At 73.6% G+C, this 25,626-nt stretch carries 23 protein-coding genes; 17 read left to right on the top strand and 6 right to left on the bottom strand.

Annotated elements, in window-relative coordinates; all coding sequences use genetic code 11:
• Positions 1-74 precede the first annotated feature (74 nt).
• Together IE260_RS09380 and IE260_RS09375 are read left to right on the top strand one after the other, a co-directional pair.
• A complete protein-coding gene (locus IE260_RS09380) occupies positions 75-467 on the top strand; it encodes a VOC family protein (RefSeq protein WP_189870026.1) in 393 nt (130 codons plus the stop codon).
• Between the two features lie 276 nt (positions 468-743).
• Positions 744-1,508: a VOC family protein gene (locus tag IE260_RS09375; RefSeq protein WP_189870025.1), complete on the top strand. Its 765-nt coding sequence runs from the start codon at positions 744-746 to the stop codon at positions 1,506-1,508.
• Positions 1,509-1,529: 21 nt separating this feature from the next.
• Here the strand turns inward: IE260_RS09375 and IE260_RS09370 are convergent, their stop codons facing one another.
• Positions 1,530-2,087: a MarR family winged helix-turn-helix transcriptional regulator gene (locus IE260_RS09370; RefSeq protein WP_189870024.1), complete on the bottom strand. Its 558-nt coding sequence runs from the start codon at positions 2,085-2,087 to the stop codon at positions 1,530-1,532.
• Positions 2,084-3,787, bottom strand: a complete 1,704-nt coding sequence (locus tag IE260_RS09365) for an FUSC family protein (protein ID WP_189870023.1) — start codon at positions 3,785-3,787, stop codon at positions 2,084-2,086. The genes IE260_RS09370 and IE260_RS09365 overlap by 4 nt, the downstream gene beginning before the upstream one ends.
• A 180-nt stretch (positions 3,788-3,967) precedes the next feature.
• On the opposite strand from IE260_RS09365, the gene IE260_RS09360 reads away from it, so the two are divergent.
• The 5 genes from IE260_RS09360 to IE260_RS09340 all read left to right on the top strand — a co-directional run bounded on the left by IE260_RS09360 (position 3,968) and on the right by IE260_RS09340 (position 7,978).
• Positions 3,968-4,516, top strand: coding sequence for a DUF5134 domain-containing protein (locus IE260_RS09360; protein WP_189870022.1), 549 nt, complete (start codon positions 3,968-3,970; stop codon positions 4,514-4,516).
• A gap of 103 nt (positions 4,517-4,619) precedes the next feature.
• On the top strand, positions 4,620-5,555 hold the full coding sequence (locus tag IE260_RS09355; protein WP_189870021.1) for a M56 family metallopeptidase: 936 nt from the start codon (positions 4,620-4,622) through the stop codon (positions 5,553-5,555).
• Positions 5,556-5,621: 66 nt separating this feature from the next.
• Complete coding sequence (locus tag IE260_RS09350; protein ID WP_189870020.1) at positions 5,622-6,293, top strand: phosphatase PAP2 family protein; 672 nt, start codon at positions 5,622-5,624, stop codon at positions 6,291-6,293.
• 104 nt (positions 6,294-6,397) lie between these two features.
• Positions 6,398-7,126, top strand: coding sequence for an HAD family hydrolase (locus IE260_RS09345; RefSeq protein WP_189870019.1), 729 nt, complete (start codon positions 6,398-6,400; stop codon positions 7,124-7,126).
• A gap of 147 nt (positions 7,127-7,273) precedes the next feature.
• A complete protein-coding gene (locus tag IE260_RS09340; RefSeq protein ID WP_189870018.1) occupies positions 7,274-7,978 on the top strand; it encodes a TetR/AcrR family transcriptional regulator in 705 nt (234 codons plus the stop codon).
• Here IE260_RS09340 and IE260_RS09335 read toward each other — a convergent pair.
• Complete coding sequence (locus IE260_RS09335) at positions 7,966-9,468, bottom strand: LVIVD repeat-containing protein (RefSeq protein WP_189870017.1); 1,503 nt, start codon at positions 9,466-9,468, stop codon at positions 7,966-7,968. The genes IE260_RS09340 and IE260_RS09335 overlap by 13 nt on opposite strands.
• 192 nt (positions 9,469-9,660) lie before the next feature.
• Here IE260_RS09335 and IE260_RS09330 point away from each other — a divergent pair, with 192 nt between their 5' ends.
• A complete protein-coding gene (locus IE260_RS09330; RefSeq protein WP_189870016.1) occupies positions 9,661-10,314 on the top strand; it encodes a DUF305 domain-containing protein in 654 nt (217 codons plus the stop codon).
• Positions 10,315-10,353: 39 nt separating this feature from the next.
• Here IE260_RS09330 and IE260_RS09325 read toward each other — a convergent pair whose 3' ends face one another.
• Complete coding sequence (locus IE260_RS09325; protein WP_189870059.1) at positions 10,354-10,827, bottom strand: DUF6214 family protein; 474 nt, start codon at positions 10,825-10,827, stop codon at positions 10,354-10,356.
• Positions 10,828-11,049: 222 nt separating this feature from the next.
• On the opposite strand from IE260_RS09325, the gene IE260_RS09320 reads away from it, so the two are divergent.
• Positions 11,050-12,393, top strand: coding sequence for an FAD-dependent oxidoreductase (locus IE260_RS09320; protein WP_189870015.1), 1,344 nt, complete (start codon positions 11,050-11,052; stop codon positions 12,391-12,393).
• 39 nt (positions 12,394-12,432) lie between these two features.
• Here the strand turns inward: IE260_RS09320 and IE260_RS09315 are convergent, their stop codons facing one another.
• Complete coding sequence (locus IE260_RS09315; protein ID WP_189870014.1) at positions 12,433-12,795, bottom strand: ArsR/SmtB family transcription factor; 363 nt, start codon at positions 12,793-12,795, stop codon at positions 12,433-12,435.
• 120 nt (positions 12,796-12,915) lie between these two features.
• Here IE260_RS09315 and IE260_RS09310 point away from each other — a divergent pair, with 120 nt between their 5' ends.
• Entirely contained in the window at positions 12,916-13,995 is a 1,080-nt protein-coding gene (locus tag IE260_RS09310) for an NADH:flavin oxidoreductase/NADH oxidase (protein ID WP_189870013.1), read from the top strand.
• A 297-nt stretch (positions 13,996-14,292) separates the two neighbouring features.
• Here IE260_RS09310 and IE260_RS09305 read toward each other — a convergent pair whose 3' ends face one another.
• Positions 14,293-15,051 carry a PaaX family transcriptional regulator C-terminal domain-containing protein gene (locus tag IE260_RS09305; RefSeq protein WP_189870012.1) on the bottom strand — a complete coding sequence of 253 codons (759 nt, stop codon included), beginning with the start codon at positions 15,049-15,051 and terminating at the stop codon, positions 14,293-14,295.
• A gap of 74 nt (positions 15,052-15,125) precedes the next feature.
• Here IE260_RS09305 and IE260_RS09300 point away from each other — a divergent pair, with 74 nt between their 5' ends.
• The 7 genes from IE260_RS09300 (at position 15,126) to IE260_RS09270 (ending at position 25,510) form a co-directional block, all read left to right on the top strand.
• Entirely contained in the window at positions 15,126-16,808 is a 1,683-nt protein-coding gene (locus IE260_RS09300) for a DNA alkylation response protein (RefSeq protein ID WP_189870011.1), read from the top strand.
• Positions 16,809-17,149: 341 nt separating this feature from the next.
• On the top strand, positions 17,150-18,304 hold the full coding sequence (locus tag IE260_RS09295; protein WP_189870010.1) for a WD40/YVTN/BNR-like repeat-containing protein: 1,155 nt from the start codon (positions 17,150-17,152) through the stop codon (positions 18,302-18,304).
• 286 nt (positions 18,305-18,590) lie between these two features.
• Positions 18,591-19,748: an acyl-CoA dehydrogenase family protein gene (locus IE260_RS09290; protein ID WP_189870009.1), complete on the top strand. Its 1,158-nt coding sequence runs from the start codon at positions 18,591-18,593 to the stop codon at positions 19,746-19,748.
• Complete coding sequence (locus IE260_RS09285) at positions 19,748-21,445, top strand: 5-guanidino-2-oxopentanoate decarboxylase (protein ID WP_189870008.1); 1,698 nt, start codon at positions 19,748-19,750, stop codon at positions 21,443-21,445. The genes IE260_RS09290 and IE260_RS09285 overlap by 1 nt, the downstream gene beginning before the upstream one ends.
• Positions 21,442-22,623, top strand: coding sequence for a glutamate dehydrogenase (locus IE260_RS09280; RefSeq protein ID WP_189870007.1), 1,182 nt, complete (start codon positions 21,442-21,444; stop codon positions 22,621-22,623). The genes IE260_RS09285 and IE260_RS09280 overlap by 4 nt, the downstream gene beginning before the upstream one ends.
• The gene (locus IE260_RS09275; RefSeq protein ID WP_189870006.1) at positions 22,620-24,716 is read left to right on the top strand and encodes an acetate--CoA ligase family protein; all 2,097 of its coding nucleotides are present in this window, start codon (positions 22,620-22,622) and stop codon (positions 24,714-24,716) included. The genes IE260_RS09280 and IE260_RS09275 overlap by 4 nt, the downstream gene beginning before the upstream one ends.
• Positions 24,713-25,510 (top strand): glucose 1-dehydrogenase, encoded by a 798-nt coding sequence (locus tag IE260_RS09270; protein WP_189870005.1) that lies wholly within the window; start codon positions 24,713-24,715, stop codon positions 25,508-25,510. Before IE260_RS09275 ends, IE260_RS09270 begins: the two co-directional genes overlap by 4 nt.
• Positions 25,511-25,626: the final 116 nt, after the last annotated feature.

The raw sequence follows: 25,626 nt of genomic DNA, 5'->3' as shown, positions 1-25,626 counted from the left end.
GACGTCTCCGGTTCTCGTTCTCGGGCGCGGCGCGGGCACCGACGAGAGTAGCGCTGCCGTTAGGCTCCGGGTGCATGGTGCATGTACTCAGCAGCCGCGTCCTGCTCCGCCCCACCGACCCCGAACGCTCCCGCGCCTTCTACGGCGGACAGCTCGGACTCGCCGTCCACCGCGAGTTCGGCACGGGGCCGGAGCGCGGCACCGTCTACTTCCTCGGCGGCGGCTTCCTGGAGGTGTCGGGCCGCTCCGACGGCCCGCTGGACCCGGCGCTCAGGCTCTGGGTGCAGGTCGAGGACGTGGCGGCCGCCCACGAGGAGCTGCGGGAGAAGGACGTCGAGATCGTCCGGCCGCCGGTGAAGGAGCCGTGGGGCCTGGTGGAGATGTGGATCGCCGACCCGGACGGCACACCGATCGTGCTGGTGGAGGTGCCCGCGGACCATCCGCTGCGCTACCGGCCGGGAATCTGATCCTCCGCAGCGGTGCTCCCGGCCTCGCTCGGTGCGGGTCGGCTCCCGTCAGCCGGTGCCGGTCGGCGCCCGCGACCGCCGAGCGCCGTAGGGTCGGTGTCCGTCCCGTGGGCGTGGGCACGGGGACTTCCGGACGAGCGGTGGAAGGGGCGCCCACGCGAGGCCGCGTCGGCGGGCGCGGCGCACCGCCGGTTCTCCGCCGGATGGCCTGGGCGCCGCCCCGGGCTTAGCGTGCTGGAGGGGGACGGACGCGCTGCGGAAGGAACGCCCCACACCATGAAGCTCGACGCACCGGTGACCGGCGGGCCCTGCTGGGCCGAACTGGGGACCACCGACCTGGAGGCGGCCGAGCGGTTCTACGCGCGGCTGTTCGGCTGGCGGCCCGAGGCGGACCCGCGCGAGCAGGCCGGCGGCTACACGATCGCCCGTCTCGGCGACGCGGCGGTCGCCGCACTGACGCCGCTGTACCAGCAGGAGCAGCCGGTCGCGTGGAACGTGTCGTTCGCCGTGAGCGACGTGGACACCGCCGTGGGGCAGGTGACGGCGGCCGGCGGGGCGGTGCCGCTGGGCCCGCTGGACGTGTTCGACGCGGGGCGGTTCGCGGTGGCCGTGGATCCGGCCGGCGCGGTGTTCCAACTGTGGCAGGCCCGTGCGTTCCCGGGCGCCGGGGTGTTCAACGCACCCGGCGCGCTGGGCTGGGTGGAGCTGCTGACCCGCGAGCCGGAGCGGGCCGTGGACTTCTACACCACCGTGTTCGGCTGGAGCGTCACCGACTCGGACCGCTATCCGCAGTGGCGCGTCGGCGGCGCCGACTTCGGCGGCATGGTGACCATGGACGACAAGTTCCCGCACGAGGTGCCGGCGCACTGGCTGCCGTACTTCGCGGTCGCGGACGTGGACGCCGCCGCGGCCGACGCGACCGGCGGGGGCGGCACCGTGCTGATGGTGCCGACGTCCCTGCCGGACGGACCGCGCATCGCCGTGCTGCGGGATCCGCAGGGGGCGATGTTCGGCGTGTACCGGGCGGGGGACGAGGACTGAGCCACCGGACGGCACGGCGGCTCAGACCCGCAGCGCGTCGAGGCGGCCCTCCAGCTGGCCGAGCAGTTCCCCGAGGAGTGCGGCCAGCTCGCCCCGATCCGGGGCCCGGACACCGGACAGGACCGCGGCCTCGTACGCGAGCTGCTCGGGCAGGAGGCCGTCGACGAGATCGCGTCCGGCGTCCGTGAGGCGCAGGTGCGCGACGCGTCGGTCCCGGGTGTCGCCGCGGCGTTCCACCAGGCCGCGCTCGGTGAGCTGCTTGAGGCGCTTGGTGACGGCGGCGCCCGAGGAGAAGGTCTCGCGGGCCAGCTCGCCGGGGGTCAACTCGTGTCCGGTGCGGCGCAGCGCGCCGAGCAGGTCGAACTCGGGGCGGCTCAGGCCCGCCCGGCGCAGCGGAGCGTCCTCGGCCTGCTGGAGGAGGGCGGCGCAGCGGTTGATGCGGCCGATGATCTCCATGGGGCCGGTGTCGAGGTCGGGGTGGACGGCCCGCCACTGGCGGACGACCGCCGAGACGGTGTCCCCCCTCGCGGCGCCCGTCGCCCCGCTCCCGGTCGCCGAACGCCCGTCGCTTGCGGTCATGGCCGTACGTCCTCCGTCCTCGTGTCCGTGTCCCGGTCCACGCGCGCTGCCTGGCGCCGCACCGTAGCGGCGAGGGTACGGTGCCCTGACTGCTCGGCGAGCACGACCCTCTCCTGGGGCAGGGCCCGCTGCCACCATTCTCCGGCCGCGGCGTCCGCGGTGGCCCGCAGGTCGGCCAGCGCGGCGGCCAGACCGCGGCGGGCGGCCTCCAGGGCGCCGGGGGCCGGCTCGGGCTCCGCCAGGAGGCGGGCGGCACGCTCCCGGGCGCGGTCGGCGGCGGTCACCGCCTGCTCGACACGGTCGCCGGCGCGCCGGTTGGTGACGGCGACGGCGGCCAGGAAGCCGACCAGGGCTCCCACGAGGGTGTCCACGACGCGCTCGGTGATCAGCTCGCCGGACTCCTGGTACCCGGCGAACTCGGTGATCAGCAGCGCCATCGGGGTCACGCAGACGCTGCCGAGCCAGTAGTTGCGGGTGATGAGCGCCTCGGCGCCGAAGTTGAAGGCGAGGCAGAACAGGACGAGGGCGGCCTGCCCGAGGTGGGCGAGCGGCGCGATGGCGGCGAAGAGCAGCACCCCGGCGAGGTTGCCGACGACCCGCTGGACGGTCCGGCTCCAGGTCAGGGTCAGGTTCGCCTGGTAGAGCGCGGCGGCGGTGACCAGCGCCCAGTAGGGGCGGCCGATGCCGAGGGCGAGGGAGGCGTAGCCGGCGAGCGCGCAGCCGAGCGCGGTGCGCACGGCGATCGGGGTCAGCGGGCCGAGCCGCCGCCACAGCGGCGCGGGCCGGGCGTCGAGTTCGGCGTCCACGCCGAGGAGTTCGTCGGCGACGGCACCGGTGGCGTCGGTGTGCGGGTCGCCGGCCCGGGGGACGGTGCCGGTGCCGCGCAGGGCCCGGGCCCAGGCGCGCAGGCGCTCCGGATCGCTGTCGGCGGGCGCGGCGAGGGCCACCTCGGCGCGGACGACGAGCCGTTCCAGGGCCTGCCGGGTGGCGGCCCGGGCACCGCACGCGGGCAGGGACAGCAGCGTCTGCCAGGCGGCCTGTACGGCGGCGTACCCGGCGGCGCGGGTGCGGGCGTGACCGTCGCCGGTGCCGCGGGTGTCGGCGTACGCGGCGGCGGCGTGCAGGGCCTGGGCGGTGGCGCGGCGTTCCGGGCCGTGCGGGCGGACCAGGGCGGGTGCCATGCCGACGAGCCAGGCGAAGGCGCCGGCGGCCGCGGCCAGCGCGAGGTGGCCGGGGATCTGGCCGAGGGTCTGCGGCGTGAACAGGGCGGCGGAACTGACGAAGGTCAGGATCACGTTGCCGGGCGGACCGATGCGGGTGGCGTCGCACAGCGCCTTCTGCACGGCGGCGAGCAGGGCGCCGACGGTCACCAGCACGACCGCGTCGCGGGTGAGCGACGCGGCGACCAGGGAGACGGCGACGCCGCCGAGCATGCCGAGCACCACCCAGGCGAGGGTGCGGGCGCGGGCGGCGTACGGGCGGTTGTGGGCGTAGAGCGCGCACAGGGACCCGGCCATCGTGTACATCGCCAGGTCGAGCCGGCCGAGGGCCAGCAGGATCAGGTTGGGCGGGGCCACGGCGACCACCACGCTCAGCGCGGGCTTGAACCAGATCTCGGAGGGACGCCGTAGGCGGAGCACGCCGGCCAGCGACAGACGTCGGCCGAGCGAGGTGCCGGAGGTGGGGGTCGCACTGCTCATACGAACAACTTTAGCAGGTGTTTTACCTGTAAATGAAATCCCGCGTGCTGTCGCACGCCCGCGCTGAGCAGGGTCTGCGCGCCGTGCTCCGTCGAATGCCCCCCGTGTACTCCCTTGCGCTCGCGTGCGCGCCGCACGCGGCGGGCATCCCTTGACCGACCGCCGAACGGGGAGGTGCGCGTGCACGGACCGGGGTCGTCCGGCTGGCTGCTGGTCGCGCTGTGCGCGGCGACCGGCGCCTACTGCCTGCTGCGCATGCGCAGCAGCGTCGAGGAGCAGCGCCACGCCGCGGGCGGCGAGGCAGTCATGGGTTTCGGCATGGCCGCCATGGCCGTGCCCGCGGCGGTGTTCACCCCGCCGTCCTGGTCCTGGCCCGTCTACGTCGTGGTGTTCGGCGCCACCGGGCTGCGCTCCCTGTGGGCGGCGCGCGCCGGCGGGCACCACCTGCACCATCTCGTCGGTGCCGCGGCCATGGTCTACATGGCGGTGGTGATGGCATCCGCCCCGGCCCACGCGCACGGGCACGGCGGATCGGGCGTCCCCCTGCTGACCGGGGCGCTGCTGCTCTACTTCACCGGGTACGTGCTGCTGACCGGCGTACGCCTGATACCCGTCGCCGCCGTGGCCGGCGGCGGTCCGCCCGCGGGCTGGGGCGACCGGCCGGAGCTGGCGCGGGCGTGCCGGCTCTCCATGGGCATCGCGATGCTCGCCATGCTGCTGACGCTGTGACGAGGGGTGCCCGCCGGTGCCGTACGCCCTCCGCAACCGTTGCCTGCGTCACTTTGCCGCGGCGAGCGGTGTCCCGGCCGCACGGCGCTCATAGGCTGCCCTCATGATCCTCCCCGCGGCCCTGCTGCTGCTCGGCGCCCTGACCGCCGTCGTCGCCCCCCGGCTGCTCGCCCGGGCCGACTGGCCGGACCGGGAACCGGTGGTCGCGCTGTGGGTGTGGCAGTGCGTGGTGGCGGCCGTGCTGCTGTGCTGCGCGCTGTCGATGACGCTCAGCGCGGCGGCCGCCTGGTCGGTTGTGGGCGGTCACGTGTTCGCGACGGCCCCGCGGGCGGTGGTCGAGGCGTACGCCCTCGGCACGGCCGGCCCCTGGGCGGCGACGACCGCGCTCGCGCTGGCCTGCGGCGGTCTGTGGAGCGCGGCGATGCTGGTCCGCGAGGTCGCACGCGCCCGGTCCCGGCGCCGGCTGCGCCGGGCGGAACTCCTCCACCGGGCCCCGCTGCTGCCGGGCGAAGTGCCCGGTTCGGGGAGGGTCGTCGTCCTGGAGGGAGAGCGGCCCGACGCCTGGTGGCTGCCCGGCACTCCCCCGCAACTCGTCGTCACCACCGCCGCGCTGCGGCGTCTGAAGGGCCGGCAGCTGGACGCGGTGCTCGCCCACGAGCAGGAACACGCGCAGGCACGGCACGACTGGCTGCTGCACTGCTCGGCCGCGCTGGCGGACGCCTTCCCGCAGGTGCCGGTGTTCGCCGCGTTCCGCGACGAGATGCACCGCCTGGTCGAACTCGCCGCCGACGACACGGCCTCGCGCCGGTTCGGACGGCTGACCACCGCTCTGGCACTGGTGGAGCTCAACGAGGACAGGGGGGTTTTCGGACCCTGCCCGGCGGCGCAGGCCCACGTCCCGCAACGGGTGCACCGGCTGCTCACGCCGCCGAACCGGCTGACGGCCGCCCGTCGGCTCCGGCTGACGGCGGCGGCCTCGCTGGTGCCGGTCGTTCCGGTGCTGTTGGCGTTCGTACCGGGACTGCGGGCCCTGGGATGACCGTCCCGGCCGGCCCGCTGCCACGGGGATTGGCACCGAGCCCCCCGGGTCGGTGAGTATCGCAGCATGCAGACGCCGCCCGTCGACTCCCCGCCCCGTACCTCTCCGCCGCGTACAGCCCTGCGCGTCACCTGGGTCCTGGCCCTGTGCTCCGCGCTGCTGCTGAGCCTGGTCGCCGCCGAGTGGCGTCCGTTGATCGGCCTGGACGACGACATCTCCACGACCACGCACCGCTGGGCGGTCGACGAACCGGGCATCACGCACGCCATGCGCCTGCTGACCGACTGGGTGTGGGACACCTGGACGATGCGCCTGCTGTGCGCTGTGGTGGTGCTGTGGCTGTGGTGGCGCAAGGCCGACCGGTGGACGGCCGCGTGGCTGGCGGTGGCCTGCATCCTGGGCAGCCTGGTCCAGCAGGGCCTGAAGGCGGCGGTGGGCCGGGCCCGTCCGGTGTGGCCCGACCCCGTGGACTCCGCGCACTACGCGGCCTTCCCCTCGGGCCACTCCATGACCGCCATGTTCGTGTGCGGCCTGCTGGTGTGGCTGCTCCACCACTACGGCGCCGCCCTCGCCGTGCGCCTGACCGCTCTCGCGGCGGCGGTGGTCTCGGTGGCCGGCGTCGGTGTGACCCGGGTGTGGCTGGGCGTCCACTGGACGACGGACGTCGTCGGCGGCTGGCTCCTGGGGGCGTTGGTGGTGGCGCTGGCGGTACTGGCCCACCGGCGCTGGACGCCGTGATCCGGGACGACGCCCACGGCCGGCCCGTGCCGTGAACGGTTCTGGGCCCGCGGCCACTCCCCCGATCGCTGCCGGAGCGGAACGTGGACCCGTAGGATCCGCCCATGGCCGCCGTCCTGTTCGACTTCTCCGGGACCCTTTTCCGTATCGAATCCACCGACGCCTGGCTGAACGCCGTGCTCGCCGCCGCCGGACTCACGCTGCCCGGTCCGGAGCTGGCCGAGACCGCACGGGCGCTGCAGTACGCGGGGGCGCAGCCGGGCGGTGCGCTCCCCCAGAGCGTGCCGGACGACCTCGCCGACGTCTGGGAGCTCCGCGACCGGAGCTCCGCACTGCACCGGGCGGCGTACACCGGGCTCTCCCGCCGGATCCCGCTGCCCGACCCCGGGCTGCACGACGCGCTGTACGAACGGCACATGACACCAGCCGCGTGGAGCCCCTATCCCGACGCCGCCGAGGTGCTGCGGACGCTGCGCGAACGCGGGATCGCGATCGGTGTGGTCAGCAACATCGGCTGGGACCTGCGTCCGGTCTTCCGCGAGCACGGCCTCGACCGGTACGTGGACGCGTACGTGCTCTCGTACGAGCACGGCATCCACAAGCCCGACCCGCGGCTGTTCGCCACCGCCTGCTCGGCGCTCGGGGCCGATCCGCGGCTGACGCTGATGGTGGGCGACGACCGGAAGGCGGACGGCGGCGCGGCGGCGCTGGGATGCGGCGTGCATTTCGTGGACCATCTGCCGGTGACCGAGCGCCCGGACGGGCTGCGTCCGGTACTGGACCTCATCGGCCGGAGCGGGGCGCCGGTGGCACCGGAACGCGAAAGGCAGTAGCCCGAAGCAACCACCAGGCCGTTCACGTCCGCCTCGGACGATCCCCCGTGTCGCCCGAGGCAGACGTTGGGCGGGCCGGGCCCAAGGGGCCCGTCCGCACGCGCTGAGTATAGTTGGCTGCCAACCAGTCAACGCAGGAGTTACAGGATGTCCCCGCGCAGCGCCTCGGTCAATGAAGAGCTGCGAAGGCGTTCGAAGGAACGGCTCCTGCAGGCCGCGGTGGAACTGGTGGGCGAGCGCGGTTACGACGCGACCACGCTCGGCGACATAGCCGACCGGGCCGGCTCGGCCCGTGGCCTGGCCTCGTACTACTTCCCCGGCAAGCGCCAGTTGGTGCAGTCCGCCGTGCACCGGCTGATGCACCGGACGCTGGAGGAGGCCCTGGAGCGGGAGCCGCGCACCGCCGACGGGGCGGAGCGGATGGCACGGGCCATAGACGCGATCCTGGGCCTGGCCCGCGACCGTCCGGTCCTCATGCGCCAGCACATGGCGGGCCTGCTCCAGGCGGAGGGCTTCGTACCGTGCCCCGAGCAGCGGCGCCTGGCCGAGCTGCTGCGGGACACCGTGGCCCGGCACGGCTCCCAGGACGTCGACACCGACTACCCGATGCTGCGCGCGCTGCTGATGGGCGCCGTCTACACCGCGCTGATGCCGGGGGCGCCGATGCCCGTGCCGGTGCTGCGCGCCGAGCTGTTCAAGCGCTACCGGCTGGACTGGGGGCTCGGGGTCCCGCCGGACGCCGAGGCGTCCGGCGGGAGGTGCGACGCGGATCTGTCACGGTTCTTCGCGACAGGCGTGCCGGGTCGACCGGATCGGAGCGACCGGAGGGATCGGTCCGATCAGTCGAAGTAGTCCGGCTGGGTCTGCACGTTGAGCTCGTGCAGGCGGATCCGCTCGGCCGGGTCCGTGCGCCGGTCCTCGAGCTTCAGGACGTCGAAGCCCTTGGCGATGTCGTTCGAGTAGATGTAGCCGTTGTAGTAGTACGCGGACCAGGAACCGCCGGTGACGATCCGGTCGGTGGTCAGCGGGCCGCGCTCGAAGTAGGCGATCTCCTTCGGGCTGGAGGAGTCGGTGAAGTCCCAGACGGAGACGCCGCCCTGGTACCAGGCCTGGACCATCAGGTCCTTGCCCTTGACCGGGATCAGCGAGCCGTTGTGGGCCACGCAGTTCTCGGTGTCCGCCTGGTGGCGGGGGATCTTGAAGTAGCTGCGGAAGACGAGCTTGCGCTTGTCGCCCTTGCCCACGACGTCGTAGATGCCGTCCGCGCCGCGGTTCGGGCCGATGGCCGCGTTGCAGGTGGCCGCGCCGCCGCCGCCCAGCTCGTCGGTGAAGACGACCTTGTTGGCCTTCTGGTTGAAGGTCGCCGAGTGCCAGAAGGCGAAGTTGACGTTGTCCTGCACCCGGTCGATCACCTTCGGACGCTCGGGGTCCTCGATGGAGAACAGGATGCCGTCACCCATGCAGGCGCCCGCCGCCAGGTCCTGCGAGGGCAGGACGGTGATGTCGTGGCAGCCGGTGGTCTTGGACACGCCCGGGTTGGTGGGCGCACCCGGGTTGCCGCCGCCGTCGGGGCCCTCGCCGGGGAACAGCACCGGGAAGCCCACGAGCGCCGCCTTCTCGGGGGCGTTGCGCGGCACCTTGATGACCGAGATGCCGTCGTGCGGCGGCTGGCAGTCGGGGTAGGCGGCGTTCGGCGAGTACGAGGAGACGTAGACGTAGACGTTCTTGCGCTCGGGCACCAGCGTGTGGGTGTGCGAGCCGCAGGCGGTCTCGACGGCGGCGACGTACTTCGGGTTCCGCTTGTCGCTGATGTCGAAGACCTTCATGCCCTCCCACGAGGACTTCTCGGTCGCCGGCTGCGTGGTGCTGTTGCAACTGCTGTCGCTGCGCGAGGAGTCGGTGGACAGGAACAGCAGGTCGCCGGAGACGGAGATGTCGTTCTGCGAGCCGGGACACAGCACCTGCGCGACCGTCTTCGGCGCCTTCGGGTCGCTGATGTCGAAGATGCGGAAGCCGTCGTAGTTGCCGGCGAAGGCGTACTTCCCCTGGAAGGCCAGGTCCGAGTTGGTGCCCGGCAGGGTGTCCTTGGGGATGTTGACGAGGTGTTCGATGTTGGCCGAATGGACGATCTCGTCCTGGCCGGGTATCTCGCCGTCGGCGATGGCGTCGCGCACCTGCGCACGGGCGCTGCCCGACACCTCCTTCGCGGCGGCCGGGCCGTCTCCCGGGTCGGGCGTCGCCGCGGCCGGGATGGCGGTGAGCAGCGCGGACAGGAGTCCGGCGGCGGCTGCCGCAACTCCCAGGCGTCTGCGTCGTGTTCTGGGGCCGTTCAACAGGATCACTGTCTTCCTCCCTGGTTCCGTTCACGTGGGAACGGTTGATGCACCCCCGCAGTATCGTCTTCGCCATGCTCATACCAACAGGGGTCAACAAAGATGCAATGAAGTTTTTTGATCAGTGACGCGCGTAAGCGTGCTAGGACGTTCATGACACTCAAGAGGTGTCCCGCCACCCGCCTGCCACAGGAGGTCGTTGTGCCCTTCCGCTCCGTGCCCCGTGCGTCGCTCGTCACGGCCTCGCTCACCGCCCTGGCCGTGCTCGGACTGGGGGCCTGCGACTCCGGTGCGGACCCGAAGCCGGCCGCGGCGACCGGGCCGTCGGTGATCGCACCGGGCAAGCCGGGCGAGGGGAACCGGACCCTGTCCGCCGAGGAGGCCGAAGCGCGGCGCGCCGACGACGACTCCCCCAACTCCGCGGACGTCTCCTACGCGCGGATGATGATCCAGCACCACGCCCAGGCCCTGGAGATGACCGAACTGGTCCCGGACCAGGCCGAGTCGGCGAAGGTGAAGGCGCTCGCCGACCGGATCTCCGCGGCCCAGGGACCGGAGATCACGGCCATGAAGGGCTGGCTGAAGACGCACGGCAAGAAGGAGACGGCCGGCGGGCACGACCACTCCGCGATGCCCGGGATGGCGACCGAGGCCCAGTTGAAGAAGCTGCGCGCGGCGAAGGGGGCGGCGTTCGACCAGCTCTTCCTCACCCTGATGATCACCCATCACGAGGGCGCGATAGCGATGGCCACGGACGTCAAGGCCCAGGGCAACAACGTGCAGATCGAGGAGATGGCCGACGACGTGGTCGCGCAGCAGACGAGCGAGATCACACGGATGCGGGGGATGCTGTGACGCCGTGACGGACCGCCCGTCACGGCGGTTCCGCGGCTTTCAGCAGGTCTCGGTGGTGCGACGCCGCGCGCGACGCGGCGTCAGGAACCCTTCGTCGCGTGCCTGCCCGATCATCCTGAGCGCCTTCCGGCGGCTGTGCCCGGTCGCACGCATGACCGCGAGAACGGCGTCGGCGCCCTCCTCCTGGGCGGCGCGGTACTCCCGTGCGACGAGCCGGCTCCCCTCCCTGCCGCGCGGCCAGGCCGGGCGGGCCCGTCGCGGCGAAGCCGGTGAGCCGCGGCCCGACGCCGGAACGCACGCCTCGAAGAGCGGGTCCTCCAGCCACTCGGCGAGCACCGCCAGGTCGTCGAGGGAGAGCGCGGGCTCGGCCCGCACGTCCTCGACCCGGACGCCGTCCCCGCAGAACACGGCGAGCGCGTCGACCCGCGCGCCGTCCGCGAACGTCAGCCGGACGTCGAACCACGAGGTGGTGCCGCCGCCCTCCCGCACGGCCCACTTCTGCCGCACGGACACCTCGCCGTCGTCCGGGCAGCGGTCGGAAAGCCGAAGAGAACGATGTACGAAGGATGCTCCGAGCACGCACGCAACGTAACCGCATGATCACACTCCATACGAACGAACACGCCCCCACTGCCGCGCGCGGCACCCTGTCAGCGGAGCGGAAGCGGTGCCATGCTGGAGACCACCAGCGATCTCCTCCGATCCCCCGGGGATCCCCGGACAAGGAGTTCCGCCGTGCTGCGTGTCGCCGTCGTCGGCTCGGGCCCCAGCGGGTGCTACACCGCCCAGAGCCTCGTCCAGCTCAGTCCAGATGCGCACGTCGACGTCCTGGACCGCCTGCCGTGCCCGTACGGGCTGGTGCGGTACGGCGTGGCGCCGGACCACGAAAAGATCAAGTCGTTGCAGAACAACCTGCGGACGGTCCTGGAGCACGAGCGGGTGCGATTCCTCGGCGGCGTCCCGGTCGGCCCCGCGGGAGTTTCGCCCGCGCGGCTGCGTGAGCTGTACGACGCGGTCGTGTACTGCGTCGGCGCCGCCACCGACCGGCGGCTGGGGATTCCCGGTGAGGATCTGCCCGGGAGCTGGTCGGCGACCGAGTTCGTGTCCTGGTACAGCGCCCATCCGGACGCCGTCGACGACGGGTTCCTGCGCGGGGCGCGGTCGGCGGTGGTGATCGGCGTGGGCAACGTCGCCGTGGACGTCACGCGGATGCTGGTGCGCGGCGCGGCGGAGCTGACCGGCACCGACATGCCGCAGGCAGCGCTCGACGCGCTCGCCGCCGGCCGGGTGACCGACGTCCACATGGTGGGCCGGCGGGGTCCCTCGCAGGCCCGCTTCACCACCAAGGAGCTGCGCGAACTGGGCTCCCTGCCGGACACCGCCGTCGTGGTGGATCCCGCGGAACTCGCGCTGGATGCGGCGTACCGGGACCCCTCGGGGCTGCCCGCCCCGCAGCGCCGCAACGTGGAGGTGCTGCGCGGCTGGGCCGAGGGTCCCGCACGGAACGCCGCACGCCGGATCCGGCTGCGCTTCTTCCTGCGCCCGGTCGAACTGCTCGCCGACGGCGCGCGGGTGGGCGCCGTGCGCTTCGAGCGGACGGCTCCGGACGAGCACGGGGGCGTGACGGGCACCGGCCGGTACGAGGAGATCGCGGCCCAGCTGGTGCTGCGCTCGGTGGGTTACCGGGGGGTGCCGCTGGAGGGGCTGCCGTTCGACGCGTCGAGCGGTACCGTGCCGCATCTGGCCGGGCGCGTCCTGCGCGACGGCGTCGTCGCCCCCGGCGAGTACGTGGCCGGCTGGATCAAGCGGGGCCCCACCGGGGTGATCGGCACCAACCGCCCGTGCGCCAAGGAGACGGTCACCTCACTGCTGGCGGACGCCGCCGTCCTCGCACGCGGCGACGCCTCCGCCGATCCCCTCACCGCCCTGCGCGCCGCGGGGATCGAGCCGGTCGAGTGGGCGGGGTGGCGGGCCATCGAGCGGGCCGAGGCGGAGCTGGGCGTCTCGCTGGGGCGAAGCGTGGTGAAGCTGCCGGACTGGGCGTCGCTGCTGACGGCGGCGCGCACAGCGGGTTCCTGAGCGCGAAGCGGCGGCCGCGGTCGGGGCCGCGGTCCGCCGTCAGTCGTTGGCCGGGCGGGCGGCCTGGCGGGTGGCGGCGGCCAGGAGGGCGTCGAGGAGTCCCGGGAAGAGGGCGTCCAGGTCGTCCCTGCGCAGCCCGTTCATCTTGGCCGTGCCCCGGTAGACCTGCCGGATCACACCGCTCTCGCGCAGCACGCGGAAGTGGTGCGTGGTGGTGGACTTGGTGACGGGCAGATCGAAGTACGAGCAGGAGAAGAGCTCGTCGCTGTCGGCGGCGAGAACTCGCACGATGCGCAGCCGCACCGGGTCGGAGAGCGCGTGCAGCACGCCTTCCAGCCGGATCTCCTCGCGCGCCGGGTGCGGCAGGTCACGGCTGCTCCGAGCGGTGGCGGCGGGGGTCACGGTGGCTCCAGTTCGTCCGGGAGGGCTTCATTGTACGAGGGCTGCCGTAGTTTGACACTCGCCGTACTACGATGTCTATCGTACGAGTCGTCCAACGGTCATGCCACGAACGGAGCACCCGTGAGCGCCCTCTTCCAGCCCCTCCGCCTGCGCGAGGTCACCGTCCCGAACCGCGTGTGGATGCCGCCGATGTGCCAGTACTCGGCCGAACCGGAGGGCCCCTCGGCCGGTGTTCCCAGCGACTGGCATTTCGCCCACTACGCCGCGCGCGCGGCCGGCGGCACCGGCCTGATCATCGTCGAGGCCACGGGCGTGTCGCCGGAGGGCCGGATCTCCCCGCGGGACCTCGGACTGTGGAACGACACCCAGGTCGAGGCCTTCCGCCGGATCACGAGCTTCCTCCGCACCCAGGGCACGGTGCCGGCCGTCCAGCTCGCGCACGCGGGCCGCAAGGCGTCGACCGACCGGCCCTGGAAGGGCGGGGCGCCCGTCGGGCCGGACGCCCACGGCTGGCAGCCGGTGGGGCCCAGCGCGCTCGCGTTCGACGCACGGCACCCGGTGCCGACCGAACTGACGGCAGCGCAGATCCGGGAGATTGTGGGGCAGTTCGCCGACGCCGCGCGCCGGGCCCTGGACGCCGGTTTCGAGATCATCGAGATCCACGGCGCCCACGGTTACCTGATCCACGAGTTCCTGTCCCCGCACTCCAACCAGCGCACGGACGCCTACGGCGGCTCGTACGAGAACCGCAGCCGCTTCGCCCTCGAAGTCGTCGACGCCGTGCGGGAGGTGTGGCCCGACGACAAGCCGCTGTTCTTCCGCGTCTCGGCGACCGACTGGCTGGACGAGGGCGGCTGGACGCCCGACGACACCGTCCGCTTCGCCCGCGACCTCCAGGCGCACGGCGTCGACCTCCTCGACGTCTCCACGGGCGGTAACGCCTCCGGCGTCCGCATCCCGACCGGGCCCGGCTACCAGGTCCCCTTCGCCGCACGCGTGAAGGCGGAGACCACGCTGCCGGTCGCCGCCGTCGGCCTGATCACCGACGCCGAGCACGCCGAGAAGATCCTGGCCAACGGGGAGGCGGACGCGGTCCTGCTCGGCCGCGAGCTGCTGCGCAACCCGTCCTGGGCGCAGGCGGCGGCACGCGAGCTGGACGGCGCGGTGCGTATACCGGACCAGTACGCCTGGAGCATATAGCCGAGGTCGTCGACCGACACCCACGAGCGGCCCCGTTGTGCGCGAACGCGCCCGGGGCCGCACTGTCGTGTCCGACCGGGCACATGGCGCGCGGGGCCGTTGACCAGAAAGCGCTCGCACACTACGTTCCGTTCAGAAGTGTGACCCGCCGGCCTGACCAACCCGGACAAGCGCACCGACGGCACCCACTGCAAGTACGCGGCGTCCGACATCACCTACAAGTGACGCTCCCCCGACACCCCCACGGTGAGGGCGGCCGTACGCGGCGACGGGACGCCGCGTACGGCCGTGGTCGCCTCACGCCGGGGCGTCGTGCTCCCGGAGCCGCTCGGCCTGCTCGCTCCGGTAGTCCCGGTAGGCGTCGCGCAGAGCCGCGCCCGGCCAGTCCGCCGGAAGGAGTTCCCCCGGCAGGACGGGGTCGGCGAGCAGATGGCGGACGACGGCCGCGAAGGCCGTGAGGCGGTCGGCCGGCCGCCGGGCGTCGCCCACGTGGGCGAGCAAGGCCCTCGCCGTGGCGGACCAGGCGTCCAGCGGCCACAGGCTCGCGGCCAGCTCACGGTCCGGCAGGCCGGGCCGCGCGGTGTACCGCTGGGCCACCCCGTCGAGGTCGCCGGGCAGCGGGCGGCGCAGATTGGCCGGGCGCAGCCAGACGCCCTCGCGGAGTTCGGCCAGCCGCAGAGCGGTCAGCCGGGCGCGCAGGTCGGCGCGTTCGGCCGGGCCGCGCCCGGTCGCGGTGATCACGACCATCTCCCAGTCGCCGTCCCACGCGCGCGTGTGCGGACGTACGGCCTCGTCCTGGCGCCGCTGGCGCTCCAGCAGCCGCTCGCTGAGGCGGTAGCCGGTGTCCGTGCGCCGCAGGTCGCCGGCGGCCGCCATCCGGCTGAGCGCCGCCCGCACGGCGGAACCGCCGACACCGAAGCGCTCCACGAGCCGCACCAGCTCCTTCACCGGCAGCTCGGGAGGGTGCGCGCCCAGCAGCAGGCTCAGGACGACCGACCGCGCCGACAGCGGGCGCAGCGCCGGCGCGCCGGGGGGCACGGAGTCGTTCATCGGCATGAGCACGTACTGTACGTGCGCCGTGTGTGTTGCACCATTGATGCGGTCGCAGGAATAGTGCAACACTCGTCGTCATGACGACACGCGCGCATGAGCGGTACGAGGAATCCGGGGGCCGCCCCGAGGGCCACGCCACGCACGACGTGACCAACCAGCCCCCTCCCCTGGCCCCGTACGACGCGTCCGAGGACACGGCCCTCCTGGAGGGGCTGCGGCGGGAGGGCGCCGGGTGGGCCGAGGAGGATCTGCGGCGGCTCGGCCGGCGGGCGGGCAGTGCGCAGGCCCAGGAGTGGGGAGACCTCGCCAACCGTCACGAGCCCGTGCTGCGCACGCACGACCGGTACGGCAACCGCGTCGACGAGGTCGAGTACCACCCCAGCTGGCACCACCTCATGCGCGTCGCGGTCGGCGAGGGCCTGGCCGCCGCTCCCTGGGCGGACGACCGGCCAGGCGCCCATGTCGCACGCACCGCGGGCGGGCTGGTGTGGGGGCACACCGAGGCGGGGCACGGCTGTCCGACGTCGATGACGTACGCGGCCGTCCCGGTGCTGCGCAGGCAACCGGAGCTGGCGAAGGTGTACGAGCCCCTGCTCACCAGCCGGGACTACGACCCGGGGCTGCGGACACCCGCCGAGAAGCGCGGAATGCTGGCCGGGATGGGGATGACCGAGAAGCAGGGCGGCTCGGACGTCCGCACGAACACCACGGTGGCGACGCCCACCGGGGAGGCGGGCGTGTACACGCTGCGCGGGCACAAGTGGTTCACGTCGGCGCCGATGTGCGACGTGTTCCTGGTGCTGGCCCAGGCTCCCGGGGGACTGTCCTGCTTCCTGGTCCCCCGTGTGCTGCCCGACGGCAGCCGCAACGCCTTCCGCATCCAGCGGCTGAAGGACAAGCTCGGCAACCGGTCCAACGCCTCCTCGGAGCCCGAGTTCGACGGCACGGTGGCCTGGCTGGTCGGGCCCGAGGGGCAGGGCGTCAAGACGATCATCGAGATGGTCAACTGCACGCGGCTGGACTGCGTGATGTCCTCGGCGACGCTGATGCGCAAGACGCTGGTGGAGGCGGGGCACCATGCGCGGCACCGCAGCGCGTTCGGTGCCCGGCTGGTCGACCAGCCGCTGATGCGCAACGTCCTGGCCGATCTCGCGCTGGAGTCCGAGGCAGCGACGACGCTCACGCTGCGGCTGGCCGGCGCGGCGGACCGCGCGGTGCGCGGGGACGCCGGGGAGGCGGCGTTCCGGCGGATCGCCACGGCCGTCGGCAAGTACTGGGTGACCAAGCGGGGGCCGGCGTTCACCGCGGAGGCTTTGGAGTGCCTGGGCGGCAACGGCTACGTGGAGGAGTCGGGCATGCCCCGGTACTACCGCGAGGCCCCGCTGCTGTCGATCTGGGAGGGCTCGGGCAACGTCAACGCCCTCGACGTGCTGCGGGCGCTCGGCCGTGAGCCCGCCACCGCCCACGCCCTGTTCGACGAACTCGCCCTCGCGCGCGGTGCGGACGCCCGGCTGGACGCGGCCGTTTCCCGGCTGGAGAGCCGGCTGGCCGAGGGGTCGCAGGCAGGTGCCCGCCGGCTGGTGGAGCTGATGGCCCTCACTCTCCAGGGGTCCCTCCTGGTCCGGCACGCCCCGCCCGCGGTCGCCGACGCCTTCTGCGCGACCCGGCTCGGCGGCGACTGGGGGCACGCCTTCGGCACGCTGCCGGACGACGCCGGCCTCGACGGCATCCTGGAGCGCGCGCTCCCGGCCGGGGGCTGAGCGGACGACGGAACCGAGCGCACGGCGAGGTCCGGCGCGAAGGGCGCGGCGCGAGGGCACGGGCGCCGCGCCCGCCGTGGGCGGCCGTCGCCGGTTGCCCACGGGGCCGTTCGGCGCGCCGACTGCCGTGTCGTTCGCGCGGTCGCCGGGCGTCGCTCGGTCGGGTGGAGCCGGCGAGGGCCGATCCGGCCGGGTGTGACGCCGTGTTCCCGACCGGTGCCGCCGCCGCACCACCGGCGGGGAACGCCGCTTCCACGCCGTCCTGGTCCGGCGCGTGCCGGTCCGCGGACCCGCATCACCGCTGCGACCTGCGAGGACGCCCTTTCCGGAGGTGACTGTCAGTGCCGGGGTGCACACTGGCCGGTGTCCGAGACGAAGGCGTCGACGAGGACGCCGCGGAGGTGATCGGCATGACCGAGGTACTGCTCGCCGTGGGCACCCGCAAGGGCCTGTTCATCGGGCGCCGGCGGGGTGGCACCTGGGAGTTCGACGAGAGTCCCTACTTCAACGCGCAGGCCGTGTACTCGGTCGCCCTCGACACGCGCCGCGACACCCCGCGGCTGCTGGCCGGCGGCGACAGCTCGCACTGGGGACCGTCGGTGTTCCACTCCGACGACCTGGGCCGGACCTGGACCGAACCGGCCCGGCCCGCCGTCAAGTTCCCCAAGGACACGGGGGCTTCGCTGGAGCGGGTGTGGCAGCTGCACCCGGCCGCCGCCGAGCCGGACGTGGTGTACGCGGGCACGGAACCGGCCGCGCTCTACCGCTCGGAGGACCGCGGGGAGAGCTTCGAACTGGTCCGCCCCCTCTGGGAGCACCCGACGCGGTCGCAGTGGGTGCCCGGTGGCGGCGGCGAGGGGCTGCACACCGTCATCACCGACAAGCGGGACCCGCAGGCCGTGACGGTCGCCGTCTCTACCGCGGGCGTGTTCCGCACGTCCGACGGCGGCGCGAGCTGGGCACCGTCCAACTCCGGTGTGTCCGCGGTGTTCCTGCCGGATCCCGACCCCGAGTTCGGCCAGTGCGTCCACAAGGTCGCGCAGGACTCGGCGACCCCGGACCGGCTGTACCTGCAGAACCACTGGGGTGTGTACCGCAGCGACGACGCGGGCGCGCACTGGGTGGACATCGGCGAGGGCCTGCCGTCCACGTTCGGGTTCGCGGCGGCGGCCCACCCCCACCGCGGCGACACGGCGTACGTGTTCCCGATCAACGCCGACTCGGACCGGGTGCCGGCGGGCCGGCGATGTCGCGTCTTCCGCACGGCGGACGCGGGCAAGAGCTGGGAGCCGCTCACGGCGGGGCTGCCGCAGGAGGACCACTACGGCACGGTGTTGCGCGACGCGCTGTGCACCGACGACGCGGAGCGGGCGGGCGTCTACTTCGGCAACCGCAACGGCGAGGTGTTCGCCTCGGCCGACGACGGCGACAGCTGGCGGCAGTTGGCCTCCCACCTGCCCGACGTGCTGTGTGTGCGGGCCGCGGTCGTCGGATGAGGCGGACGGGGGGACCTGCCTCGGCCACCGGCTGATCTCCGTCACCCGTACGGCAGTACGGGTGACGGAAGCCCTCGGCGAGCAGCTCGGTGGCCCGGTCCCCCTCCATGAAGGCCACCGTGCCGTCATCCGCGGCGGGCCGCGGCGGCTTCGTCCGCGGCGCCCCGGTGCTCGGTCCCGTTTCTCGGAGTATCGAACCAACTCGTTGACAGCGCTGCTCACGCCTCCGGATACTGACTGATGGTTCAGTCAGTACCCGCTGCAGCCGACCGCATCTGGAGGCACCATGTCCGACCTCCCCACCGAGCTGGTTCCGTTCACTCCCGAGCAGCGTGACATCGTCGAGCTCGCCCGGGCCTTCGCCCGCGAGGAGATCCGCCCCCGGGCGCGAGCCGTGGACGAGGCCGATGTCGAGACGCCCTGGGACCTGTGGCACAAGGCCGCGAAGGTCGGCATCACCGGCTTCATGCTTCCCGAGGAGTACGGAGGCGGCGGGTTCACCGACGTCTTCACGCAGTGCCTGGTGCAGGAGGAGCTGTGCGTCGGCGACCTCGGCATCGGCAATCTGCTCTGCTCCAACGGCTTCTTCGCCGACCCGCTGCTCGAACTCGGCACCGAGGCGCAGAGACGGACCTGGCTCACCCCGCTCACCGGCCCCGAGACCCCGATGACGGCCCTGGCCACCACGGAACCCGGCGCGGGCTCCGACGCCGCGTCCATCGTGACGACGGCGACCCGCACCGACGGGGGATATCTGCTCAACGGCCAGAAGGCATGGATCTCCAACGCCGGGGAGGCCGAGCAGTACGTCGTCTTCGCCAAGACCGACCCGACGCAGCGCTCCCGGGGCGTGACCGCCTTCCTCCTGCGCAAGGACACCCCCGGGGTGACCTTCGGTGAGCCCATGCGGAAGATGGGCCAGCGTGCCATCGTCTGCCGGGAGATCTTCTTCACCGACGCCCCCGTGCCCGAGGAGAACCGGCTCGGTGCGGAGGGGCAGGGCTTCCACGGGCTCATGCGGACCTTCGACATCTCACGTGTCGTCCTGGGCGCGGCGGCGACCGGCGTGGCGAGAGCGGCATACGAGTACGCCCGCGACTACGCGCGGACACGGCAGCAGTTCGGGAAGCCGGTCATCGAGCACCAGGCCGTGGCGTTCCGGCTGGCCGACATGCGGACCCGCGTCGAGCAGGCCCGGCTGATGACCTGGCGCGCGGCCAAGCGCCTCGACGCGGGCCTGAGCGCGACGACCGAGGCCGCCATGGCCAAGCTGACGGCCTCCGAGACGGCCGCGTACTGCACCTGGGCGGCGGTGCAGACGCTCGGAGGCTGGGGCTACTCGCGCGAGTACCCGGTGGAGCAGTGGATGCGGGACGCCAAGCTGGAGGAGATCGAGGAGGGCACCTCGGACATCATGCGGCTCGTCATCTCCAGGGGCCTGTGATGGCGGCGGCTCTCACCGGCCGCGAGGCATTCGCCGGGGCTGGGACCCTCACCGGCGGCGAGGCGGTCGTCCGCGCGTTGGCCGCGCACGGCGTCACCGATGCCTTCGGCATCCCCGGCACCCACAACCTGGAGCTCTACCGGCACCTCCGGCCCTACGGCATCCGGCACACGACGCCCCGTCACGAACAAGGGGCGGGGTACGCGGCCGACGGGTACGCCCGGGTGAGCGGCCGGCCGGGTGTGGTGGTCACCACCACAGGGCCCGCACTGCTGAACATCGCGGCGGCCGTGGGTCAGGCCTACTCCGACAGCGTGCCGCTGCTCGTCGTCTCACCCGGTATGCCGCTGCGTCACCCCCGGCAGTCCACCGGACTCCTGCACGAGATGCGCAGCCAGACGGAGGCGCTGCGCGGCGTCGCGGCCTTCAGCCACCGGGTGGCGTCGGTCGACGAGATCGGCGCGGCGGTGGCACGGGCGTTCACCCTCTTCCGCACGCAACGCCCGCGACCGGTGCACGTCGAGGTGCCGCTGGATCTGATGGAGGCCGCGGAGCCGGTGGGCGCGGTACGGCTCGCGCCACCTGTCGGGCCCGCGGTTCCGGAGCCGGCGGCGTTGGGGGCGGCGGCCGAAGCGCTGTGGGGAGCGCGCCGCCCGGCGCTGATCCTCGGCGGAGGGGCACGGGCGGCCTCGGCCGCCTGCCTGGCCCTGGCCGAGGAACTGGGGGCGCCGGTGGTGACCACCGCCAACGGCAAGGGCGTGGTCGATGAGCGCCACCCGCTCTCGCTGGGCGTGTCGCTGCACCTCCCGGCCGTGCAGAAGTCGCTGGCGGATGCCGACGTGATCCTCGCCGTCGGCACGGAGCTGGCCGAGTCCGACGTCTGGGGACCGCTGCCGGCCCTGACGGGCACCCTGATCCGGGTCGACCTGGACCCCGCCCAGATGTACGCGGGGCTGCCCGCGGACGTGGCCCTGGTGGGCGACGCGGGCCCCCTGCTGGAGGCGCTCCTCACCGCGTACCGGGAAGGCACCGCACGCCAGGGCGGACCGGGGCGCGCAGGACCGGGACGTGCAGATCTGCCGCAAGACGGCCCGCGGCGAGGAGCCGACCCCGCCGACGTCACCGCCCTTCGCACCGCACGCGACAACGAGACCCGTGCCCAGGACGCACACCGGCTGCCCTACCTGCGGGCGATGCGCCGTGTCCTCGCCGAGGACGCCGTCATCACCTCGGACAGCGCCCAGTGCTGCTACTACGGGGCCCTCCCCCATCTGCCCCTCGGCCCAGAGGGCCGCTATCTGCACCCCAGCGGCTTCGGCACCCTCGGTTACGCCCTGCCCGCCGCGATCGGCGCGAAGACCGCGTGCCCCGAGCGGCAGGTCGTCGGGTTGAGCGGCGACGGCGGTCTGCAGTTCTCCGTCCAGGAGCTCGCCACCGCCGCGCAGCTCCCCCTCCCGATCCCCGTCGTGGTCTTCGACAACGGCGGCTACGGGGAGATCCGCGAGCAGATGGCGGCCCGCGGAGACACCCCCGCGGCCGTGGACCTGCCGTCCGTCGACCTGTCCGCGCTCGCCCGCGCCTACGGCGGGCACGGCACGACGGTCCGCTCGCCCGAGGAACTCGCCGACGCCCTGAGCGAGGCCCTGAACACCTCCGGCCCCACTCTCATCACCGTTCCCGAGGAGAACCCCCGATGACGACCACCCCTCTCGTCTCCCTCACATGGACGGACCATGTCACCGGCCGCCAGGGCCACCTGGTGATCGACCGGCTCGTACGCGGCGTGTCCAGCGGCGGGCTGCGGATGCGCGAGGGCTGCACCCTCGACGAGGTCGCCGGGCTCGCCCGGGGCATGACGATGAAGGAGGCCCTGCACTACAACCCCGAGGGCCGGTACATCCCGCTCGGCGGCGCCAAGGGCGGAATCGACTGCGACCCGTGCGACCCGGGGGCGTACGGGCTGCTGGTGCGCTACCTGCGGGCGATGCGTCCGTACATCGAGCGCTTCTGGACCACCGGCGAGGACCTCGGCCTCACCCAGGACGTCGTCGACAGGGCGGCGGCCGAGGCCGGTCTGGTCTCCTCGATCCAGGCCGTGTACCCACTTCTGGAGGACGAGGCGGAGGCCCGGCGTCGCCTCGCGGACGCGTTCGCCCTGGACGTGGACGGCATCGGACTCGACGAACTGGCGGGCGGTTGCGGGGTCGCCGAGTCGGTGCTGACGGCGCTGGACCGGGCCGCCGTCCCGTACGAGGGCACGCGGGTCTCTGTCCAGGGGTTCGGGACGATGGGCGGCGCGACGGCCCGGTTCCTGGCACGTGCCGGTCTCAAGGTGGTCGCGGTGGCGGACGTCAAGGGGACGATCGCCAACCCCGAGGGCCTGGACGTCGAGGCGCTGCTGGCCGCACGGGACCCGTACGGGACGGTGGACCGCACCGCCCTGCGGGTGGGCGACGCCGAACTGCCCGGCGACGCCTGGCTGGCGGCGGACGCCGAGGTACTGGTCCCGGCGGCCGTCTCGTACGCGATCGACGCCGAGAAGCAGGCCCGCATCAGGGCCCGCTGGATCGTGGAGGCGGCGAACATGCCGGTACTCGCGGAGGCCGAGGAGCTGTTGACGGCCCGGGGCGTCACCGTCCTGCCGGACGTCGTCGTCAACTCGGCCACGAACGCCTGGTGGTGGTGGACGCTGTTCGGTGACGTCGGCGCCGACGCGGACGAGGCGTTCGCCCACATCCGGCGCTCCATGCGCGCCCTGGTCGAACAGATGCTGACGCGGGCCGAGCGCGACGGGACCACGCCGCGGGTCGCCGCGCACGGCGTCGTGGCGGACCGGCTGCCGGTGATCGCCGAACGCTTCGGCTGGTACGCATGAGCCTGGACGCCCTCTTCGACCCGCGCTGCGTCGCCGTCGTCGGGGCCTCCGCCAACCCCGCCAAGTGGGGGTACTGGCTGGCCTCCGGTGCCCTCGCCGGACGTGCGCGGCGCACCGTCCATCTGGTCAACCAGCGGGGCGGCGGCCTCGACGGCGTGCCCTTCGTCCCCGGCCTCGGCTGCCTGCCGACCGTCCCCGAGCAGGTCGTGGTCGCGGTGCCCCCGAGCCAGGTACGGGGTGTGGTCGTCGAAGGACTCGCGGCCGGCGCCCGGTGCTTCACCGTGATCACGTCCGGCGGGGCCGGTCCCGAGGAGGAACGGGAACTCGCCGACCTCGTCACCGCGCACGGCGGGAGGTTGCTCGGCCCCAACTGCATGGGCGTCGTCGACACCACCACCGAGCTCAGGCTCAGCTGGGGCGACTTCCCGGCCGGCTCCGTGGGACTCGTCTCGCAGAGCGGCAACCTCGCCCTCGAGATCGGCAGACTCCTGGCGCGGGCCGGACAGGGCTTCTCCCGCTTCGTCTCGCTCGGCAACCAGCGCGACATCGACGCGGCGGACGCCCTCGACGCGCTGATCGCACACGACGCGACACGCGTCGTCGCCGCCTATGTCGAGGACTTCCGGGACGGGCGGCGCCTGGCCCGCACCCTGGCCGCCGCCCGCGTCGCGGGCAAACCCGTCCTGATGCTGGCGCTCGGCCGCAGCGATGCCTCCGGCCGCGCGGCGGCCTCCCACACGGGCGCGCTGGTCAGCGCCCGGTCCGTGGTGGAAGCAGTGTGCCGCGACGCAGGGGCACTGCTGCTGGACTCGGCCGGCGAACTGGTGGACACGGCGGTGCTGCTGACCGCGGCGGGCAACCGTATCGGGCGGATCCGCAGGGACGCCGCCCGGGCCACGGGATCCGGTGCGGCAGAGACCGGTGGGCCAAGGCCCCTGCGTGTCGCCGCCGTCGGCGACAGCGGCGGGCAGGGCGCGCTGGCCGCTGACACGCTCGCCGCCCGCGGGCTCGACGTGCCCGTACTGAGCGAGGCCACCCGGGCCGCCGTCGCCGCGCACCTGCCCGGTCACGGGAGCTGCGGCAACCCCGTCGACCTCGCGGGCGCCGGGGAGGCCGACCTTCGCAGCTACGCCCGTGTCGTCCGGGCGCTGCTCGACGGGGGCGACACCGACGCCACCGTCCTCACCGGCTACTTCGGCGACTACGCCACCGCCAACCCTGACCAGGCCCGTCAGGAGTGCGAGGTCGCCCGGGAGCTCGGGGAGGCCGCACGACGCTCCGGTCGGCTGCTCGTCGTCCACACCATGGCCCGGGACACCCCGGCCCTCACGGTGCTCCGCGAGCACGGCGTGCCCGTCTACGAGCGCATCGAGCAGGCCGCAACGGCCCTGGCGCACGCGACGCGGCACGTCGGGACACCACGGACTGCGCCCCCGCTGCCGCCCCGTACACCCGCCGGACCACTCCCGGACGGGAGCTACGAGACCGTCCGCGCGCTCCTCGCGCAGCGCGGACTCGCCTTCCCGGCCGCCGAGTTCGTCACCACGGCCGAGGAGGCGGCCGCCGCGGCCCGCCGTACCGGATATCCGCTCGTCCTCAAGGCGATGGGCCTGGCCCACAAGACGGAGGCGGGCGGGGTGGCCCTCGGCATCGCCGACGAGACCGCGCTGCGCACCGCCCTCACCCGCATGCGCGCATCCACCGGTGCCGGCCGGTACGCGGTGGAGGAGATGGTCGCTCACCCGCACTCCGTCGAGCTCATCGTCGGGGTGCGGCGCGACCCGGCGTTCGGGCCCGTCGCCATGGTCGGGCTCGGCGGAGTCACCGCCGAGTTGCTCGCCGACACCGCGCTCGCCCTCGCCCCCCTCACCCCGCGGCACGCCCGCGACCTGCTGCTCTCGCTGCGGCACGCCCCGCTGCTCACCGGCTGGCGGGGCGCCCCCACCGTCGATCTGGACGCCGCCGCGGACGCCCTGTGCGCACTGACGCGGGCCGCGGTCGAACACCCCGAGCTCACCGAGCTCGAAGTCAACCCGCTGCTCGTCCACCCGGGCGGCGCGGTCGCCCTCGACGCCCATGGAGTGCTGAGATGATCTCTGCGTCAGGCCGCTTCGCGGACCGTACCTACATCGTGACCGGCGGCGGCAGCGGTATCGGCCGCGCGATCGCGCTCGCGCTGAGCGAAGCGGGCGCGCGGGTCGCCGTCGCGGGCCGTACTCCCGAGCGGCTGGAGGAGACGGTCGCCCTCGTGGAGAAGGCCGGCGGCGACGCCCTCGCGGTGCCGACGGACGTACGGGATCCGGAGGCCGTGGACGCCCTGGTGACCGCGGCGACCGAGCGCTTCGGCCGACTGGACGGCCTGGTCAACAACGCGGCCGGAAACTTCGTCGTGCCGGGCATCGACCTGTCCCCGGGCGGCTGGCGGGCGGTCGTCGACATCGTCCTCAACGGCTCGTACTACTGCACCCGGGCCGTCGCGCGCAGGATGCGCGAGCAGGGCACGGGCGGCTCGATCCTGTCGGTGATCGCCACCTACGCCTGGCACGGCCACCCGGGAACCGTCCACTCGGCCGCCGCGAAGGCCGGCGTCCTGGCCATGACCCGGACCCTCGCGGTGGAACTGGCCCCGCTGGGCGTCCGCCTGAACTGCATCGCCCCCGGCCCGACGGAGACCGCGGGAGCCGGTGCGGCCCTGTGGGCCACCCGGGAGGCCCGCGAGGAGGTGCTCGCCACGGTCCCGGCGGGCCGGTTCGCCGGCCCGGTGGAGATCGCGGACGCGTCGCTGTTCCTGCTGAGCGACCAGGCGTCGTACGTGACGGGCGAGTGCCTGACGGTGGACGGCGGCCAGTGGCTGGGCAAGCAGGTGTACGGGCGCACGGCCGGGTAGCGTTCCGGGCGTGAAGCACGGCGAAGGGGAGCGGCGCGAGGCCGCTCCCCTTCGCCGTTGTCCGACGGGACGGCGGCCCCGGGCCGCTTCCGTCGGAGGCGGGGTGGCAGGAGCCC

The organism is Streptomyces viridiviolaceus, assembly GCF_014650995.1.
Taxonomy (GTDB): Bacteria; Actinomycetota; Actinomycetes; order Streptomycetales; family Streptomycetaceae; genus Streptomyces; species Streptomyces viridiviolaceus.
This window is presented reverse-complemented; position numbering and strand designations above follow the sequence as displayed.

Excerpts from the sequence above, each read along its gene's own strand:
- IE260_RS09275 (WP_189870006.1), top strand. The coding sequence starts at position 22,620 with ATGAGCCTGGACGCCCTCTTCGACCCGCGCTGCGTCGCCGTCGTCGGG.
- IE260_RS09375 (WP_189870025.1), top strand. The coding sequence starts at position 744 with ATGAAGCTCGACGCACCGGTGACCGGCGGGCCCTGCTGGGCCGAACTG.
- IE260_RS09290 (WP_189870009.1), top strand. The coding sequence starts at position 18,591 with ATGTCCGACCTCCCCACCGAGCTGGTTCCGTTCACTCCCGAGCAGCGT.
- IE260_RS09355 (WP_189870021.1), top strand. The coding sequence starts at position 4,620 with ATGATCCTCCCCGCGGCCCTGCTGCTGCTCGGCGCCCTGACCGCCGTC.
- IE260_RS09285 (WP_189870008.1), top strand. The coding sequence starts at position 19,748 with ATGGCGGCGGCTCTCACCGGCCGCGAGGCATTCGCCGGGGCTGGGACC.
- IE260_RS09345 (WP_189870019.1), top strand. The coding sequence starts at position 6,398 with ATGGCCGCCGTCCTGTTCGACTTCTCCGGGACCCTTTTCCGTATCGAA.
- IE260_RS09300 (WP_189870011.1), top strand. The coding sequence starts at position 15,126 with ATGACGACACGCGCGCATGAGCGGTACGAGGAATCCGGGGGCCGCCCC.
- IE260_RS09280 (WP_189870007.1), top strand. The coding sequence starts at position 21,442 with ATGACGACCACCCCTCTCGTCTCCCTCACATGGACGGACCATGTCACC.
- IE260_RS09365 (WP_189870023.1), bottom strand. The coding sequence starts at position 3,787 with ATGAGCAGTGCGACCCCCACCTCCGGCACCTCGCTCGGCCGACGTCTG.
- IE260_RS09305 (WP_189870012.1), bottom strand. The coding sequence starts at position 15,051 with ATGCCGATGAACGACTCCGTGCCCCCCGGCGCGCCGGCGCTGCGCCCG.
- IE260_RS09350 (WP_189870020.1), top strand. The coding sequence starts at position 5,622 with ATGCAGACGCCGCCCGTCGACTCCCCGCCCCGTACCTCTCCGCCGCGT.
- IE260_RS09370 (WP_189870024.1), bottom strand. The coding sequence starts at position 2,087 with ATGACCGCAAGCGACGGGCGTTCGGCGACCGGGAGCGGGGCGACGGGC.
- IE260_RS09340 (WP_189870018.1), top strand. The coding sequence starts at position 7,274 with ATGTCCCCGCGCAGCGCCTCGGTCAATGAAGAGCTGCGAAGGCGTTCG.
- IE260_RS09380 (WP_189870026.1), top strand. The coding sequence starts at position 75 with ATGGTGCATGTACTCAGCAGCCGCGTCCTGCTCCGCCCCACCGACCCC.
- IE260_RS09270 (WP_189870005.1), top strand. The coding sequence starts at position 24,713 with ATGATCTCTGCGTCAGGCCGCTTCGCGGACCGTACCTACATCGTGACC.